Below are 15,594 nucleotides of genomic sequence, written 5' to 3' on the forward strand. Positions count from 1 at the left end.
CCTGCAGGAAGAAGTCGGCCGCTTCCTTCTCCACCATTTCCTTGATGTCGGCGCCGGCGGCAAAGGCCTTTTCGCTGCCGGTCAGCACCGCGCAATGCTGGGTCGGGTCGGCATCATAGGCGGAAAAAGCCGCGCCCAGATCCGCGAGCACCTGGCTGTTGAGCGCGTTGAGCGCCTGCGGCCGGTTGAGCGTGATGAGCGTCACCGCGCCCTGCTGTTCCACCAGGATCGTTTCATATGCCATTACCGTCTCCCTAAGCTGTCAGCGCCGATCTATGTCGGCCAAAAACGGATCGCCAGCCTTTGCAGAGCGGCGATTTTGCCGATCCTATCGGCAAAGATGCATGAAATCCTGATCATAGCTGCGCATATGGGCGCCGCCATCGACATAGAGGGTCTGGCCCGACACCGCCGTCGCACCGGCGAGATAAAGCACGGCCTGCGCAATCTGCTCCGCCTGCGGCAGCCGGCCAAGCGGCATCAACTGCTCCAGCCGCGCCATCTGTTCCGCATCATAATCGGGCGTGGCGATGGTGAGGCCCGGCGCCACCGCATTGACCCGCACCTGCGGCGCCAGGCTGCTGGCCGCGGTCTTCGTCAGGCCGGCGAGCGCCAGCTTGGACAGCGTATAGGCCAGCTGATCGCCATGGGGATGGTCGATCCGCTGGTCGAGGATGTTGACGATACAGCGATCGCCGGTCCCGGCCGGAACGGTCGCGAACGCCTTGGTCAGCATCGCGGGCGCGGCGCAATTGACCGCATAATGGCGCATCAGATCATCGGCGGTGACGCTGTCGATCCGGTCCTGGCCGAAAATCGCCGCGCTGTTGACCAGCAGGTCGGGCGGCCGGCCGAAGCGTTCGGCAACCTGCGCGACCAGTTCCTCGGCCGCTTCGGGATCGGCAAAGTCGACGACGAAGCCTTCCCATTCGGCGCCATTTTCCTCCAGCGCGATCGCCAGATGAGAGTCCAGCCGCGTGTCATGGCTGCCATGGATGGCAAGCGAATAGCCGGCCTGCGCCAGCGCCGCCGAAATGATGCCGCCCAGCCGACGATGGCCACCGGTCACCAGTGCCAGCCGGCGCGAGGCCAGCGGCAGGGGGCCGGTCGGCCCGGCATCCTTCTTGGCCCCACCAATCGGGCGATAGGCGGGCTCGGCGCCCTCCCCCTCTCCGGTCACATCATTCACGAGGCGATGAGCTTCAGCACTTCCTCGCGCGACTTTTCGTCGTCGCGGAAGACGCCGAGCATGCGGCTGGTCTTCATGATGACATTGGGGGTGCGCACACCGCGGCCGGTCATGCAGCCATGGGTCGCCTCGATCACCACGGCGACGCCCTGGGGCTTGAGATTTTCCCAGATGCAGTTGGCGACTTCAGAGGTCAGCCGTTCCTGCACCTGCAGCCGGTTGGCATAGGCGTGCAGCACGCGGGCCAGCTTGGAAATGCCGACCACATAGTCGCCGGGCAGATAGGCGATGTGCGCGCGCCCGACGATCGGCGCCATATGATGTTCGCAATGCGACTGGAACGGAATGTCCTTCAGCAGCACGACATCGTCATAACCGCCCACCTCATGAAAGATGCGCGAGAGATGATAGGCCGGATCATCATTATAGCCCCGGCAATATTCGCGCCATGCGCGGGCCACCCGCTCGGGCGTTTCCATCAGACCCTCGCGCTCGGGCACGTCGCCCGACCAGCGGATGAGGGTGCGGATCGCCTCCGACACTTCGGCCGGGACCGGCTCCTTCGAGCCTTCGCCTACGGTTTCCGCATCGGGATCATATGCCATGAACTGGGCCACTCCATAATTGTTGGCCCCGGCATATGGCGACTGCGTGCCCGTCTGACCAGCCCTTTTGCCCCGGCTGGACACAACATCGCTGTGGTGGCAAATCACAGCTTAACGGGAACGCACCACAGAAAAATGTCATTACAATCGCAAGATCATGCGCACTGAACGCATCGCCGCCGTCCTTCTGGCAGCCGGCATGTCGACCCGCTTCGGCGAGGAAGACAAGCTGATGGCCGACCTGCGTGGCAAGCCGGTCGCCGCGCATACGCTGGAAACCATCGCCTCCATGGCCTTTGCCGAACTGGTCGCCGTCGTGCGACCGGTCGAATTTGCGCCGATATTGCATCGCAAGCTCGACCGGCGCGGCTTCGATATCGTCGTCAACGAGCATCCCGAGGAGGGCCTGTCGAGCAGCATCCGGCTGGCGGTCGAGCATGTGATGGACAAGCGCAAGGTGCGCGGCATCCTGATCTGCCTTGCCGATATGCCCGACGTGCCGCAGACCCATTATAACCATATCTGCATGGCGGCCGAGGATATCCGTTCGGTGGTCGCCAGCACCGACGGCTTCTCCTCCTCGCCGCCCGCCTTCATCGGCCGCAAGCATTTCCCCGAACTGCTTGCGTTGAAAGGCGACCAGGGCGCCCGCGCGCTGCTGAGCCACGGCATCCAGATCGAGACGATCGGCAATGTGCTGCACGACATCGATACGCCGGAGGATCTTGGCCGCCCCCCGGTGACACCGACCTGAGGCACAAAAGGGGCAGGCGAAGCCGCTTTGCCTTGCCCCGCTTCAGGTCGATCGCGTCGGATCGGTCAGCCCGTCGCCCATTTCCCGCGGATCAGGGGCACGACTGAGCGGCAGCGAGCCGGTCTGGCGTTCCAGCATGCGATGCACCACCGGCGGCTTGCCGCCACTGTGCAGCGCGTGGATCGTGTCGCTGTTGGTGATGTCGGCGATGGTGCGCCGCTGGTTATGGCGGACATAGTCGAGCCAGGTCGACACATGATAGCGTTCGACCCAGAGTTCCGGATCGCCCAGGTCGCGCATCAGCGACCAGCCATGCGCGCCATCGCGCTTGCGAATGCGGCGGCGCTCGCTCATCGCGCTGAGGAAGGGGACGACCGATCCCACCGGGATGCGATATTCGATGGTGATGACCACCGGGCCGCTGCGCGGCTCGACCGGCACCGCCGTCTCCGGCTCGCGCCAGCGGTTCTGGAGATCGAGATTGTCATCGCCGATCTGCGGCAGCGGACGAACGAAGCCGATCAGCGCGGCGACCAGTTGCACCGCAGCGGAGGCATAGAGGGCGTCCACCACGCCATGATCCTCGGCCAGATTGCCGAACAGCCAGGCGCCGATCGCCATGCCGCCGAACGCGGTCATCTGATAGATGGCGACGGCGCGGGCGACGACCCAGCGCGGCGCCGACATCTGGACCGAAACGTTGAAGGTCGACAGTGCCATGACCCAGCCCGCCCCGGCGAGCAGATAACCCAGCAGCGCCAGCACCAGATAGCCCGACATGGCCGTGATCGCCGTCCCCGCCGCCAGCGACAGGGCGGCGGACCGCACGATCGCCTCGATCGAAAAGCGCGCGCGCAGCCGCCGGGTGGACAGCGCTCCGGCCACCGCCCCGACGCCGAAGGCGCCACTGGTAAGGCCGAAGGTCAGCGCGCCGCCGCCCAGCACATCGCGCGCCACCAGCGGCATCAGCGCCGACACCGCGCTGGCACCAATGCCAAAGGCGCCGCCGCGCAGCAGCACAAGCTGGATCTTTGGCGACATCGAGACATAGCTGACACCGGCCCACATCGCGACGCCCAGCCGCTCACGCGGCAGCAGCTTGGGCGGCAATTCCGGCCGCCAGCGCGCCAGCACCGCGACCAGGCCGATATAGCTGACGGCATTGGCCAGAAACGCCGCCGCCGCGCCCGCCGCGGCGACGATCACGCCGCCCAGCGCCGGGCCGGTACTACGGGCCAGGTTGAAACCCATGCTGTTCATCGCGACGGCACTGGGCAGCACGCTGCGCGGCACCATGTCGCCGACCGATGCCTGCCAGGCGGGGCCGTTCACCGCCGTCGCGCAGCCAATCAGGAAGGTGAAGCCCAGCAGCGTCCAGGGCGTCAGCGCACCAAGCCAGGCGACCAGCGCAAGGGCGGTCGACACCAGCAGCATGAACAGCTGGCAGGCCATCATCACCTTGCGCCGATCCAGATTGTCGGCGACCGCCCCGGCCCAGAGCGAGAACAGCATGATCGGCAGCGTCGTGGACGCCGGCACCAGCGCGACCAGCACCGGCGAGGCGGACAGCGAGGTCATCATCCAGGCCGCACCGACCGACTGGATCAGCCCGCCGAAATTGGACGCCAGGCTCGCGATCCAGATCGCGCGGAAGATGGGAATGGCAAAGGGCGAGGAAGGCTGGGGGGACTCGGTGTCAGGCACGAAAACCATCAAGCGGATTTAGGAACGTCGGTCAAACCCGCGACTCGGCCTTTGGTTCACATCCGTCCGGTACGCAGTGCGTGTGCCCAGTCGGGCCGGCTGCGAGCATCGGCCGTGGCGGCCGCGCGTTCGCCGTCATAGGCGACCAGCATGATCTCCGCGTGCCAGCCGTCGGCCATCCGCTCGACCAGTGCATAACGGGCCTCGGACGATCCGGTCTCCACCTTGTGCGGCCAGGGCCGGTCATCGTCATAGGCCGGCAGGCCCACGCTGCCCGGATTGACGACCAGCCCGCCATCGGCGCGACCATGGATGCGCGGCACATGGGTATGGCCGCACAGGATCAGCGGCGCGACAACGCCCCCTGCCCGCGCCTCAACCTCCGCCTCTGTCGCGGCGCGCAAGCCGGTGGGTTCGACCGTTTCCAGCCAATAATCGATGTCGCTGTCCGGCGTACCATGGACCATCAATATCTCGTCCGTCAGCCACAGCGTCTCGGGCAAGGCGGCGATCCAGTCGCGATGGCGCGGCGCCAGCAGATCATGGGTCGCCCGGTCCGACGCGCCCATCCGGTCGGGCGCCAGCGTCAGCAATTGCCGCTCATGATTGCCCCGGATTGTCGGCATATCCAACGCCATCAGCCGATCGGCGGTCTCGCAAGGGAAGAGCGGCCCCGACAGGATGTCACCGAGATTGACACATAGATCGACATTGCGCGCAGCCATATCCGCCAGCACGGCGTCGAGCGCATCGATATTGCCATGAATGTCGGAAAGAACCGCAATCTTCACCTGGTGCTTGTCCTGCCACAATCGCGCCCCACATCAGACCCGCACCTGACCTTACGGCAAGGCCATGTCGGCGGAAACCGACCATTTCAGGCTTGCACTTTACGTAAACGTAAATACATTCAGGGCCACTTCCGGTGCGCCAAAAGCCGCCAACGGAGAGGGAAAAGGAACCATGGAAGCCTATATTTACGACGCCGTCCGCACGCCCCGTGGCCGGGGCAAGAGCGACGGTTCGCTCCACGACATCACCCCCATCCAGCTTGCGACGCAGATGCTCGAAGCGGTGCGCGACCGCACCCAGATCGACACCGCAGACGTCGACGACGTGATCCTGGGCTGCGTCAGCCCCGTGGGCGAACAGGGCGCGGATATCGCGCGCGTCGCCGTGCTCAACGCCGACTATGCCCAGACCGTGCCGGGCGTGCAGATCAACCGTTTCTGCGCATCGGGCCTGGAAGCGGTCAACATGGCCGCGGCCAAGGTCTATTCGGGTGAAGCGATGTTCGCGATCGGCGGCGGCGTCGAATCGATGAGCCGCGTGCCGATGGCATCGGACGGCGGCGCCTGGGCAATGGACCCGGCGGTCGCCTACAAGACCTATTTCGCGCCCCAGGGCATCGGCGCCGACGTGATCGCCACCAAGTTCGGCATCAGCCGCGACGATGTCGACGCCTATGCCGTCGAGAGCCAGCGCCGCGCCAAGGCCGCGTGGGACGAAGGCCGTTTCAAGAAGTCGATCGTGCCGGTCCGCGACGTGATCGGCGGCATCGCGCTCGACCATGACGAACATATGCGCCCCGACGCGACGATGCAGTCGCTCGGCAGCCTGAAGCCCAGCTTCCAGGCGCTTGGCGAAGACATGCCCGGCTTCGACACGGTCGCCCTGCTGCGCTATCCCGAGCTGGAAAAGGTCAACCATGTCCATCACGCCGGCAACAGCAGCGGCATCGTCGACGGCGCCGCCGCCGTGCTGGTCGGCAACAAGGAAATCGGCGAGAAATACGGCCTGAAGCCGCGTGCGAAGATCAAGGCGATGGCCTCGATCGGTTCGGAACCGCTGGTCATGCTGACCGGCCCGGAATTTGTCGCCGGCAAGCTGCTGGCCCGCGCCGGCATGACCACCGCCGACATCGACCTGTGGGAACTGAACGAAGCCTTCGCCTCGGTCGTACTGCGCTACATGCAGGCGATGAACCTCGACCACAGCAAGATCAACGTCAATGGCGGCGCGATCGCCATGGGCCATCCGCTGGGCGCTACCGGCGCCATGGTGCTGGGCACTGCGCTGGACGAGCTGGAACGCTCGGGCAAGGGCACCGCGCTCATCAACCTGTGCGTCGGCGCGGGCATGGGCACCGGCATCATTATCGAGCGCGTGTAAGCGGCGGACGCAAGGAGAGACACACATGGAAACCATCCGCTTCGACATCGATGCCGACGGCATCGCCACCCTGACGACCGACGTGCCCGGCCAGTCGATGAACGTCATCGGCCCCGACTTCCTGGCCGATCTCGACGCCGCCATCACCCGCATCGCGTCGGAAGAGGGCATCAAGGGCGCGGTCATCGCGTCGGGCAAGGACAGCGGCTTCATGGCCGGCATGGACCTCAAATATTTCGGGTCGATGCTCGCCACCACCGATGGCAGCCGCCCTGCCCCGGCCGCGATCTTCGACCAGGTGTTCGTGCTGAACCAGCTGTTCCGGCGCCTGGAAACCGCCGGCAAGCCGGTTGCCTGCGCGATCGAGGGCACCTGCGTCGGCGGCGGCTTCGAACTGGCGCTGGCCTGCCATCGCCGCTTCGTCGGCGACAGCCCCAAGACCCAGCTCGGCCTGCCTGAAATCCTGATCGGCCTGTTCCCCGGCGGCGGCGGATCGCAGCGCCTGCCGCGCATCATGGGCGTGCAGGCGTCGCTGATGTACATGCTGCAGGGCAAGCTGTTCCGCCCGGCCGAAGCCGCGATACTGAAGGTCGTCGACGCCGTGGTGCCGCAGGGCACGGCGCTCGAAGCCGCCAAGGAATGGGTCAAGGCGAACCCGACCGCCAGCACCCAGCCCTGGGACGTCAAGGGCTTCAAGGTGCCCGGCGGCGCCGGCGGCTTCAACCCCGCCTTCGTCCAGACCATGGCCGGCGCCCTGCCGATGACGCTCAAGCAGACCCAGCGCAACATGAACGCGCCGATCGCCCTGCTGTCGGCGGTCTATGAGGGCATCACCCTGCCGATGGACCGGGCGATCCGGATCGAGAGCAAATATTTCGCCAAGGTCGCCGCCGATCCGCAGGCGTCGAACATGATCCGCACCCTGTTCGTCAACAAGCAGGCGGCCGAGCGCGGCGCACGCCGTCCCAAGGACGAGCCCAAGGCGCCGACCACCAAGCTCGCCATGCTGGGTGCCGGCATGATGGGCGCGGGCATCGCCACCGTCGCGGCGCAGGCCGGGATGGACGTCGTGCTGTTCGACCGCGATCAGGCCTATGCCGAGAAGGGCAAGGCCCATGTCGAGGCGGTGCTGGCCAAGCGCCTGGGCCGTGGCATGACGCCCGAGAAGATGGCCGCCACGCTGGCCCGCGTCACCCCGACCACCGACTATGCCGCACTCGCCGGCGCCGACTTCGTGATCGAGGCGGTGTTCGAGGATGTCGCGATCAAGGCGGAAGTGACCAAGCAGGTCGAAGCCGTGCTGGGCGCCGACACCATCTTCGGTTCCAACACCTCGACCCTGCCGATCACCAAGCTCGCCAATGCCTGGTCCAAGCCCGAGAATTTCATCGGCGTCCACTTCTTCTCGCCGGTCGAGAAGATGCCGCTGGTCGAGATCATCCTGGGTGAAAAGACCGGCCCGGCGGCGATCGCCAAGGCGCTCGACTTCGTGGCCCAGATCAAGAAGACCCCGATCGTCGTCCATGACAGCCGCGGCTTCTACACCTCGCGCAGCTTCGGCACCTATGTGCAGGAAGGCGCGGAGCTGGTCGGCGAAGGCATCAACCCGGCGCTGATCGAAAATGCCGGCAAGCAGCTCGGCATGCCGACCGGCCCGCTGGCGGTCAGCGACGAAGTGTCGATCGAACTGGGCGTCAAGATCATGACCGCCGCCAGGAAGGAACTGGGCGACGCCTATGTTCCCCAGGGGTCGGACGACATCATGCTCAAGATGGTCGAGGCCGATCGCCTGGGCCGCAAGAACGGCAAGGGCTGGTACGACTATCCCGAAGGCGGCAAGAAGCATCTCTCGCCGGTGCTGGGCGAGTTGTTCCCGCGCGCCGACGCCCAGCCGGACGTCGAGGAAGTCAAGGAACGGCTCCTCTATCGCCAGTTGATCGAATGCGCCCGCTGCTTCGAGGAAGGCGTGCTGGAAACGCCGGAAGATGGCGACATCGGCGCGATCTTCGGCTGGGGCTTCGCGCCTTACACCGGCGGTCCGTTCAGCCATATGGACACGGTCGGCATCGCCCATGTCGTGGCCGTGCTGGACCGGCTGGCCGCCGCCCATGGCCCCCGCTTCGCCCCCACGGCGCAGCTGCGGGAAATGGCCGCCAACGGCGCGACCTTCTATCGCCCCGTTCCGTCTCGCGCTGCAGCATGAGCGATTTGTAAATCGTAACGCTTCTGTATTAGGTCTCCCCGGACATATTCGGGGAGACCTTTTCTTTATGAGCAAGCCAACGGTTCTGGTCACGGGCGGCGCCGGCTATATCGGCAGCCATGCGGTGCTGGCGCTGAAGGATGCCGGCTATGGCGTGGTGGTGATCGACAATCTGGTCACCGGTTTCCGCTGGGCCGTGCCGCAGGACGTCCCCTTCGTGCAGGGCGACATTGCCGACCAGGCGCTGGTGCAGGCGACGCTGCGCGAACATGGCGTCCAGGCGATCATGCATTTCGCCGGGTCGGTGGTCGTGCCGGAATCGGTCGAGAACCCGCTCAAATATTATAACAACAACAGCGCCAAGACCCGCGACCTGCTGGAAAGCGTGGTCGCCGTCGGCGTGCCCCATTTCATCTTCTCCTCGACCGCCGCCACCTATGGCATTCCGGAGGAAAGCCCGGTCAGGGAAACGACGCCGCAGCGGCCGATCAATCCCTATGGCATGTCGAAGCTGATGACCGAATATATGCTGCGCGACGTAGCCGCCGCCCACGCCATGAACTTCTGCGCGCTGCGCTATTTCAACGTCGCCGGCGCCGATCCGCAGGGCCGCACCGGCCAGTCGACGGCGGGCGCCACCCATCTGATCAAGGTCGCGGTCGAGGCGGCGCTGGGCAAGCGCAGCCATGTCAGCGTCTTCGGCACCGATTTCGCCACGCCCGACGGCACCGGCGTGCGCGACTATATCCATGTCAGTGATCTCGCCGCGGCCCATGTGCTGGCACTCGAAGCGCTGATCGCCCATCCCGATCGCAATTACATGCTCAATTGCGGCTATGGCCGGGGCTTCTCCGTGCTCGAAGTGCTGGATGCGGTCGATCGGGTCACCAACATGACGATCGAGCGCCGGTTGGAAGGGCGCCGTGCGGGCGATCCCGATGCGCTGATTTCCGACAATAGCGCGCTGATGGCGGAATTTCCCTGGCAGCCGCGTTATGCCGATCTCGGCCAGATCGTCGACCATGCGCTCGCCTGGGAACGCAAGCTCAGCGATATCCAGAAGGCATGAGCGAAGCCAGCGTTCGCGCCTTCTTCGCCGCGCAGGCGCCCGATGTCGCGATCATCGACCAGGGCGTCAGCACCACGACGGTGATCGAGGCAGCAGCCGCGCTGGGCGTCGAACCCGCCCGCATCGCCAAAACGCTGTCGCTGCGCGTCGGCGAAACGGTCGTGCTGGTCTGCGCCCGCGGCGACGCCCGCCTGTCCAATGGTAAGGCGAAGGCGGCGCTGGGCGCCAAGCCGCGCATGCTGGGCGCGCATGAGGTGGAGGAGATTACCGGCCATCCGGTCGGCGGCGTCTGCCCCTTCGGCCTCGCCAGCGCCCTGCCCGTCTATTGCGATGTCTCGTTGCAGGCGTTCGACACCATATTTCCGGCAGCGGGATCGCGCACCGCCTCGGTCGAACTGACGCCCGACCGGCTTGCCACCTTGACCGGGGCGCAATGGATCGACATCTGCACCCTTCCCGAAATCGTCGAGTGAGAGCCATGCCGACCGAACATATCTTCGCCACCGGGGCTGAGGCCGCCACCGATATCGCGTTCCGCATCGCCACCCTGTTGTCGAACGCCATCACCGAACGCGGTGTCGCGACGCTGGCCGTGTCGGGCGGCCGCTCGCCCCGCCCGGTGCTGGAAGCGCTGTCGAAAGTGCCGCTCGACTGGACGAAGCTGATCGTCACCCTGGTCGACGAACGCTGGGTCGATCCGGTCAGCACCGACAGCAACGAACGGCTGGTGCGCGAAACCCTGCTTCAGGGTCCGGCCGCCGCCGCCCGCTTCGTGCCGATGAAGAACAGCGCCACCGACGCCTATGCCGGCCAGAACACGGTCGAGGCGGACGTTGCCGCCCTGCCCTGGCCGTTCGACATCATCCTGCTCGGCATGGGCGATGACGGCCATACCGCCTCGCTCTTCCCGGAGGGCAAGGAACTGGCCGAGGGGCTTTCCACTCAGGCTTACACCATCGCCGCCACCCCGCCGGTCGCGCCGCACCAGCGCCTGTCGCTGACCGCGCATGCGATCCTGCAGAGCCGCCACATCTTCCTGCAGATCGGCGGCGCGGGCAAGAAGGCGGTCTATGACCAGGCGCTGGCCGGCGGCCCGGTCGAAGAATTGCCGATCCGCCTCGCCCTGCTGCAGGACAAGGTGCCGGTCGAGGTGTGGATCGCGGAATCCTAAAAACATCCTCCCCCGCAGGGGAGGGGGACCATGTGCGCAGCAAATGATGGAGGGGTATCCCGTTTGCGATAGGGCAACACCCCTCCGTCACGCGCTTCGCGCGCGCCACCTCCCCTTGCAGGGGAGGATCATCGGTCCCGTACCTTATGTTTCGAGATCAGATAGCGCCACACCCCGACCGCGTTGATCGCCAACAGCGCGACATTCTGCCAGCCGATCCCTTCGCTGTCCTTGTCCAGGAAGCCCCAGCCGATCAGCGCGATCGAACTGGTGACGAACAGCACGAAGGCCCAGCCGGTAATCCGCCGCCCCAGGTTCAGCGACACCACCAGGGCCGCGAGCGTGGCGGCGCCGGCGCCATAATATTGCAGGGCGGTGAGCAGCGCCTGGTTCATGCCAGACAGAACGTAGCGGCCATGGACATGGTTGCCCGCACAGAATAGGCAGCCGGCATGATTGCCCAGATCGATCCCTTCCACGCCATCGCCATCAGCCGCGAAGCCCATGCCCTCAAGGCACAGGGCCGCTCCATCCTGCACATGGAGTTCGGCCAGCCCTCGACCGGCGCGCCGGCCGCCGCGATCGCGCTGGCGCATGAAGTGCTCGATACCGATCCGATGGGCTATTGGGAAAGTCCGGCGCTCAAGGAACGGATCGCCCGCCTCTATGCCGATCGGCACAATGTTGCTGTCGATCCCGAACAGGTGCTGCTGACCTGCGGCGCCTCGCCCGGCCTGGTGCTGGCGCTCACCAGCCTGTTCGCGCCCGGCGCCCGCGTCGCCACCGCGCGGCCGGGCTATGTGGCCTATCGCAACACGTTGAAGGCCCTCTATCTGGAACCGGTCGAGATCGCCTGCGGTCCGGCCGAACGCTATCAGATCAGCGCCGATGCCTTGGCCGCAATCGAGCCAGCGCCAGAAGGCCTGATCCTCGCCAGCCCGGCCAACCCGACCGGCACGATCATCCCGGCCGACGAACTGGCGGCGATCGCCAAAGTGTGCGCCGACCGCGGCATCCGCATCATTTCCGACGAGATCTATCATGGCCTCAGCTTCGGCGAGCCGGCGCGGTCGATGCTGGAATTCGCCCCCGATGCGGTGATCGTGAACAGCTTCTCCAAATATTTCAGCATGGCCGGCTGGCGGCTGGGCTGGATCGTCGTGCCCGCCGACCTGATCGGCGCGGCGCGGGCGCGGATGGGCAATCTGTTCCTGACGCCCCCGGTACTGGCGCAGCAGGCGGGGCTGGCCGCCTTCGACTGCACCGACGAGCTTGAGGGGCATGTCGATACCTATCGCCGCAACCGGCAATTGCTGCTCGACGCCCTGCCCGCGCTCGGCCTCGCCAGCATCGCGCCGCCCGATGGCGCCTTCTATATCTATGCCGATATCAGCCATCTCACCAATGACAGCCTGGCCTTCTGCCAGAAGCTGCTGCGCGAGACCGGCGTCGCCACCGCGCCGGGGATCGATTTCGATCCGGTCGACGGCCACCGCTTCATCCGCTTCAGCTTCGCCGTCTCGACCGACCGGGTCGAGGATGCGATCGCACGGATGATCCCCTGGTTCCAGGCGCAGCCGGGCCGCTGAAAAAAGAAATGAGCTAACGGACCCGAAAGTGTCCGCAAGGCCAAAGGCCGTCCGAGCTTATGCGAGGGAAGCCAAGCGGGCGGATGCCCGCGCCGGCGTCTGAGGCCAATCAAATAGTGGTGCGGGCGGTCGGAATCGAACCGACACTCCTTGCGGAACCGGATTTTGAGTCCGGCGCGTCTACCAGTTTCACCACGCCCGCATCTGATCGTGGAAGGGCGCACCTAGCAGGTCATGAACCGGCTGCAAAGCCCCCAAAATCACTCCCGCAACAAAGCCGCCGGGCAGGCGAAACAAGGGCCTAGCGGCGGGAACGCCCAGAAGCCGACATAGATGATGCCGCTGAGCGCCATCGACCAGCCGCCGACCCGTGCCACCTGCCGCGCGCAGGCGTCCGGCAGAAAAGCCTTGGGCATGCGATTGCCATACCAGGCGATCATCAACCCGTTGGTGCCGATCACCAGCCGCGTGACCATGTCACTGTCCAGCCAGTCGAGCTTGCGTCCCTGGCTGGCGGCCAGCGCCAGCAGCAGGATACCGCCGCCCCAGAGCAGGCCCGCCTTCAATTCCCTGTCCATCCTGCCTTCTCCCGTTGCTGATCCGGCGCCTCCACGCCGATGCCGAACGACTGGGCAAAGCCCAGCAGCGCCTCTTCCAGCACCGACAGCTTGAGATGATAGATGACCGACTTGCCGGCCTTTTCCGCATGGACCAGGTCGGCCTCCTTCAGCACCGCGAAATGCGCCGACATGGTCGGTTTGGAGACATCGAACTGGTCGCTCAGTTCACCCGCGCTCATCGGCCCCTGACGCAGCAATTGCAGCACCCGGCGACGGGTCGGATCGGACAAGGCGCGGAAGACCTGGCTCATGATGAGATAATTAGCTAAACGTCGAAATGAGTCAAGCGAGCATGACGATCGCCGTGGCGCTGCCGCGCCGGCTGCGATAGGGAGCGGCCAAAGTTTCCTTCAATCCAGGCAGAGACATGGCCCGCAAATATTCCAAACATGGCCCCTATGAAGATGTGCATCGCGAGGAAGCGGAAGCGCCGCCCCCGCCGCCCTGCTGGCTGTGCGGGCGTCCAACGGGCACGACCATCGTGTGGCACCATCCCGTTCCCAAGAGCCGGGGTGGCCGGGATGTCGTGCCGATGCACGGCATCTGCCAGCAGACGCTGATCACCAATTTCACCAATTCCGAATTGCAGCGCCACGGCATGGACGTGGAGGGCCTGCTGCTCCATCCGCCGATCCGCAAGTTCGTCGACTGGGTGGCGAACAAGGATCCCGATTTCACCGCGACCATCACCAAGAAGCAGCGCTGATCACAGTCAGCGCTGCCGCCTGATCGGTTGGTCGGTCAGAACAGACCCGGCACCTCGCGCTGGGCCGGATTGGGCCGCTGTGGCGCCAGCAATTCACGGGGGGCGGACACCGGCGACGTCACCGCCTTGCGACTGAGCGTCGCCACCGCACCGCCGATCGGCGTGCAGCTGCGCCCGGCGATGAAGTCCAGCGCCTGTCGGACCGACGCTTCGCGCGGGTCGCCCAGCGGATAGCTGATATCGTCCCAGGCCTGGCAACTGGCCTTCACGCTGGTCGCCAGCCCGTCATAATAATCGGCATTGCCCGCGCTGTTCTGGGTGGCGAAGGCCACCACCCGCAACCGGTCGTCACAGGATTCGCGATCGATCGCGATCTGCCCGACCGGCTTGCCATAGGTGTTGGCGCCGATCAGCCCGGCCTGCGGCCCCAGAAAGGGGATGAAGGCGTTGATCACCAGTTCGCTCGCCGATGCCGTCCCGCCGCTGCCGATGAAGGCGATGCGCGTGGGCGCCACCGATTGCGCCAGCGGCTCGAAATTATAGGTCTCGTTCTCCGCGCTCTTTTCCGGGCGGAAGGTCATGCGGGTGAAGACGTCGGTCGACGCCCGGTTCGCGCCCATCAGATCGCCCAGCAGCTTGGCCGTCGAGACAAGGCCGCCGCCATTATAGCGCAGGTCGAGGATGATGTCGGTCACGCCCTGCGCCTTGAAACCGGCGAACGCGTCGCGCAGCGGCTGTTCCGCCGACAGGATGAAGGTGCGCAGATTGACATAGCCGACACGGCGGCCGCCATCGTCGATCACCCGCGCGCCATAGCGGTTCGATACCGGCATCAGGTCGAAGTCGCGCTTGGTCACCGATACGGTGCGCGTGCTGGTCGCGTCGGCGATGCGCAGCAGCCGCGTCGTGCCGGCACTGTCCGGCCCCATCGCATCGGCCACGGCATCGGCACCGCCCGACGCGAACAGCGACGATATGCTGCGCATGTTGGTGATGCTGGTGCCGATCTCCAATATCTCCGCGCCGCGATCGATGCCGGCGGCCAGCGCCGGGCCGTTCTCGAACGATTCGATGACGAACAGGCGGGTGCCCCCGCTGTCGGTCGCGAAGCGCAAGCCGAAGCCGGCGCTCGACCCCGACTGATAATAGGCATTCTCCGCCTTGATGGAGGTGAGATAGGTGAAATAGCGATCCCGCCGCTGCGATCGCGCACCCTGTGTCAGCGCGTCGATATAGCTATCGACGCTGACATAGCCGGCCGGGCTGAGCGCGGACGGCAGGGTTTCGGGGAAAAGATACCATTCCTTGAGCGTCGCTGCGGCCCAATCCTGCCGTTCGCGCAGCGAACAGGTTGCGGTCGGCGTAGGCGTGGGCGTCACGGTCGGCGGCGCAGTGCCCGCACTGTCCGACCCGCCACCACCACAAGCCGCCAACATCGCCAGCCCACCCGCCAGCAACGCCAGGCGCGCAACCCCATGCTTCATCATTATTCCCCCCAAAGACCGCAGACGGGATAAGCCGCGCACCGCAGCACGGCAAGACAGCGTTGAAACAAAAGCGCTTTCCGCGCCGTCAACCAACCGCCCCGGCAACGCCTTCAGCCCCCTGCCCTTGACTTCCCATGCCCCCATATCGATATGGCCGGAGATAATGTAACATTATATCATTTAGGAAAAATCATGCCCCATTGCGAAGCGCCGGAACGTGATCCGGCCGGCCGCCCCCGCTGCTGGCTGGACGGCTTCGCCATCTGCGCCTCCGCGCTCTGCACCTTCCATTGCCTGGGCCCGCCTCTGCTCTTCGCCTCGCTGC

Annotated in this window: 17 protein-coding genes and 1 tRNA gene; 8 read left to right on the forward strand and 10 right to left on the reverse strand. The window is 65.7% G+C overall.

Translation table 11 applies throughout. From position 1 onward, the window contains the following. The 3 genes from CG471_RS24990 to folE all read right to left on the reverse strand — a co-directional run. On the reverse strand, positions 1 to 244 hold a 244-nt coding region (locus CG471_RS24990; protein WP_180275795.1), incomplete at its 3' end, for an enoyl-CoA hydratase-related protein. A gap of 84 nt (positions 245 to 328) precedes the next feature. After that, positions 329 to 1,189, reverse strand: coding sequence for an SDR family oxidoreductase (locus CG471_RS24995; protein ID WP_099234123.1), 861 nt, complete (start codon positions 1,187 to 1,189; stop codon positions 329 to 331). Next, a complete protein-coding gene (gene folE / locus CG471_RS25000) occupies positions 1,186 to 1,794 on the reverse strand; it encodes a GTP cyclohydrolase I FolE (protein ID WP_069338174.1) in 609 nt (202 codons plus the stop codon). The genes CG471_RS24995 and folE overlap by 4 nt, the downstream gene beginning before the upstream one ends. Before the next feature lie 157 nt (positions 1,795 to 1,951). Between folE and CG471_RS25005 the strand changes: the two genes are divergently transcribed. Then, positions 1,952 to 2,548: a nucleotidyltransferase family protein gene (locus CG471_RS25005; protein ID WP_004212053.1), complete on the forward strand. Its 597-nt coding sequence runs from the start codon at positions 1,952 to 1,954 to the stop codon at positions 2,546 to 2,548. A 42-nt stretch (positions 2,549 to 2,590) separates the two neighbouring features. Here the strand turns inward: CG471_RS25005 and CG471_RS25010 are convergent, their stop codons facing one another. Continuing rightward, on the reverse strand, positions 2,591 to 4,261 hold the full coding sequence (locus tag CG471_RS25010; protein ID WP_099234124.1) for an MFS transporter: 1,671 nt from the start codon (positions 4,259 to 4,261) through the stop codon (positions 2,591 to 2,593). A gap of 47 nt (positions 4,262 to 4,308) precedes the next feature. Further along, positions 4,309 to 5,043, reverse strand: a complete 735-nt coding sequence (locus tag CG471_RS25015; protein WP_180275796.1) for a metallophosphoesterase — start codon at positions 5,041 to 5,043, stop codon at positions 4,309 to 4,311. Positions 5,044 to 5,215: 172 nt separating this feature from the next. On the opposite strand from CG471_RS25015, the gene CG471_RS25020 reads away from it, so the two are divergent. From CG471_RS25020 to pgl, 5 genes are all read left to right on the forward strand, one after another. Continuing rightward, the gene (locus CG471_RS25020) at positions 5,216 to 6,424 is read left to right on the forward strand and encodes an acetyl-CoA C-acetyltransferase (RefSeq protein WP_099234126.1); all 1,209 of its coding nucleotides are present in this window, start codon (positions 5,216 to 5,218) and stop codon (positions 6,422 to 6,424) included. 25 nt (positions 6,425 to 6,449) lie between these two features. Next, positions 6,450 to 8,627 carry a 3-hydroxyacyl-CoA dehydrogenase NAD-binding domain-containing protein gene (locus tag CG471_RS25025; RefSeq protein ID WP_099234127.1) on the forward strand — a complete coding sequence of 726 codons (2,178 nt, stop codon included), beginning with the start codon at positions 6,450 to 6,452 and terminating at the stop codon, positions 8,625 to 8,627. Between the two features lie 67 nt (positions 8,628 to 8,694). Continuing rightward, a complete protein-coding gene (galE, locus tag CG471_RS25030; RefSeq protein WP_004212048.1) occupies positions 8,695 to 9,696 on the forward strand; it encodes a UDP-glucose 4-epimerase GalE in 1,002 nt (333 codons plus the stop codon). Next, entirely contained in the window at positions 9,693 to 10,169 is a 477-nt protein-coding gene (locus CG471_RS25035; RefSeq protein ID WP_099234128.1) for a YbaK/EbsC family protein, read from the forward strand. The genes galE and CG471_RS25035 overlap by 4 nt, the downstream gene beginning before the upstream one ends. A 5-nt stretch (positions 10,170 to 10,174) precedes the next feature. Continuing rightward, positions 10,175 to 10,867 carry a 6-phosphogluconolactonase gene (pgl, locus tag CG471_RS25040; RefSeq protein WP_099234129.1) on the forward strand — a complete coding sequence of 231 codons (693 nt, stop codon included), beginning with the start codon at positions 10,175 to 10,177 and terminating at the stop codon, positions 10,865 to 10,867. Between the two features lie 128 nt (positions 10,868 to 10,995). On the opposite strand, the gene CG471_RS25045 is transcribed toward pgl, so the two are convergent. Then, positions 10,996 to 11,262, reverse strand: coding sequence for a hypothetical protein (locus CG471_RS25045; RefSeq protein WP_099234134.1), 267 nt, complete (start codon positions 11,260 to 11,262; stop codon positions 10,996 to 10,998). Between the two features lie 57 nt (positions 11,263 to 11,319). Here CG471_RS25045 and CG471_RS25050 point away from each other — a divergent pair, with 57 nt between their 5' ends. Next, the gene (locus CG471_RS25050; RefSeq protein ID WP_099234130.1) at positions 11,320 to 12,456 is read left to right on the forward strand and encodes an aminotransferase class I/II-fold pyridoxal phosphate-dependent enzyme; all 1,137 of its coding nucleotides are present in this window, start codon (positions 11,320 to 11,322) and stop codon (positions 12,454 to 12,456) included. A gap of 117 nt (positions 12,457 to 12,573) precedes the next feature. On the opposite strand, the gene CG471_RS25055 is transcribed toward CG471_RS25050, so the two are convergent. The 3 genes from CG471_RS25055 to CG471_RS25065 all read right to left on the reverse strand — a co-directional run bounded on the left by CG471_RS25055 (position 12,574) and on the right by CG471_RS25065 (position 13,327). Beyond that, positions 12,574 to 12,658 (reverse strand) — tRNA-Leu (locus CG471_RS25055). Between the two features lie 58 nt (positions 12,659 to 12,716). After that, entirely contained in the window at positions 12,717 to 13,034 is a 318-nt protein-coding gene (locus CG471_RS25060) for an ammonium transporter (RefSeq protein ID WP_257211684.1), read from the reverse strand. Then, a complete protein-coding gene (locus CG471_RS25065; RefSeq protein ID WP_017503720.1) occupies positions 13,019 to 13,327 on the reverse strand; it encodes an autorepressor SdpR family transcription factor in 309 nt (102 codons plus the stop codon). The genes CG471_RS25060 and CG471_RS25065 overlap by 16 nt, the downstream gene beginning before the upstream one ends. A gap of 116 nt (positions 13,328 to 13,443) precedes the next feature. On the opposite strand from CG471_RS25065, the gene CG471_RS25070 reads away from it, so the two are divergent. Further along, positions 13,444 to 13,782 (forward strand): hypothetical protein, encoded by a 339-nt coding sequence (locus tag CG471_RS25070; RefSeq protein ID WP_099234132.1) that lies wholly within the window; start codon positions 13,444 to 13,446, stop codon positions 13,780 to 13,782. 35 nt (positions 13,783 to 13,817) lie between these two features. On the opposite strand, the gene CG471_RS25075 is transcribed toward CG471_RS25070, so the two are convergent. Continuing rightward, positions 13,818 to 15,269 (reverse strand): S41 family peptidase, encoded by a 1,452-nt coding sequence (locus CG471_RS25075; RefSeq protein ID WP_099234133.1) that lies wholly within the window; start codon positions 15,267 to 15,269, stop codon positions 13,818 to 13,820. Positions 15,270 to 15,594: the final 325 nt, after the last annotated feature.

It is taken from the genome of Sphingobium sp. IP1 (genome assembly GCF_002708645.1).
Lineage (GTDB): Bacteria > Pseudomonadota > Alphaproteobacteria > Sphingomonadales > Sphingomonadaceae > Sphingobium > Sphingobium yanoikuyae.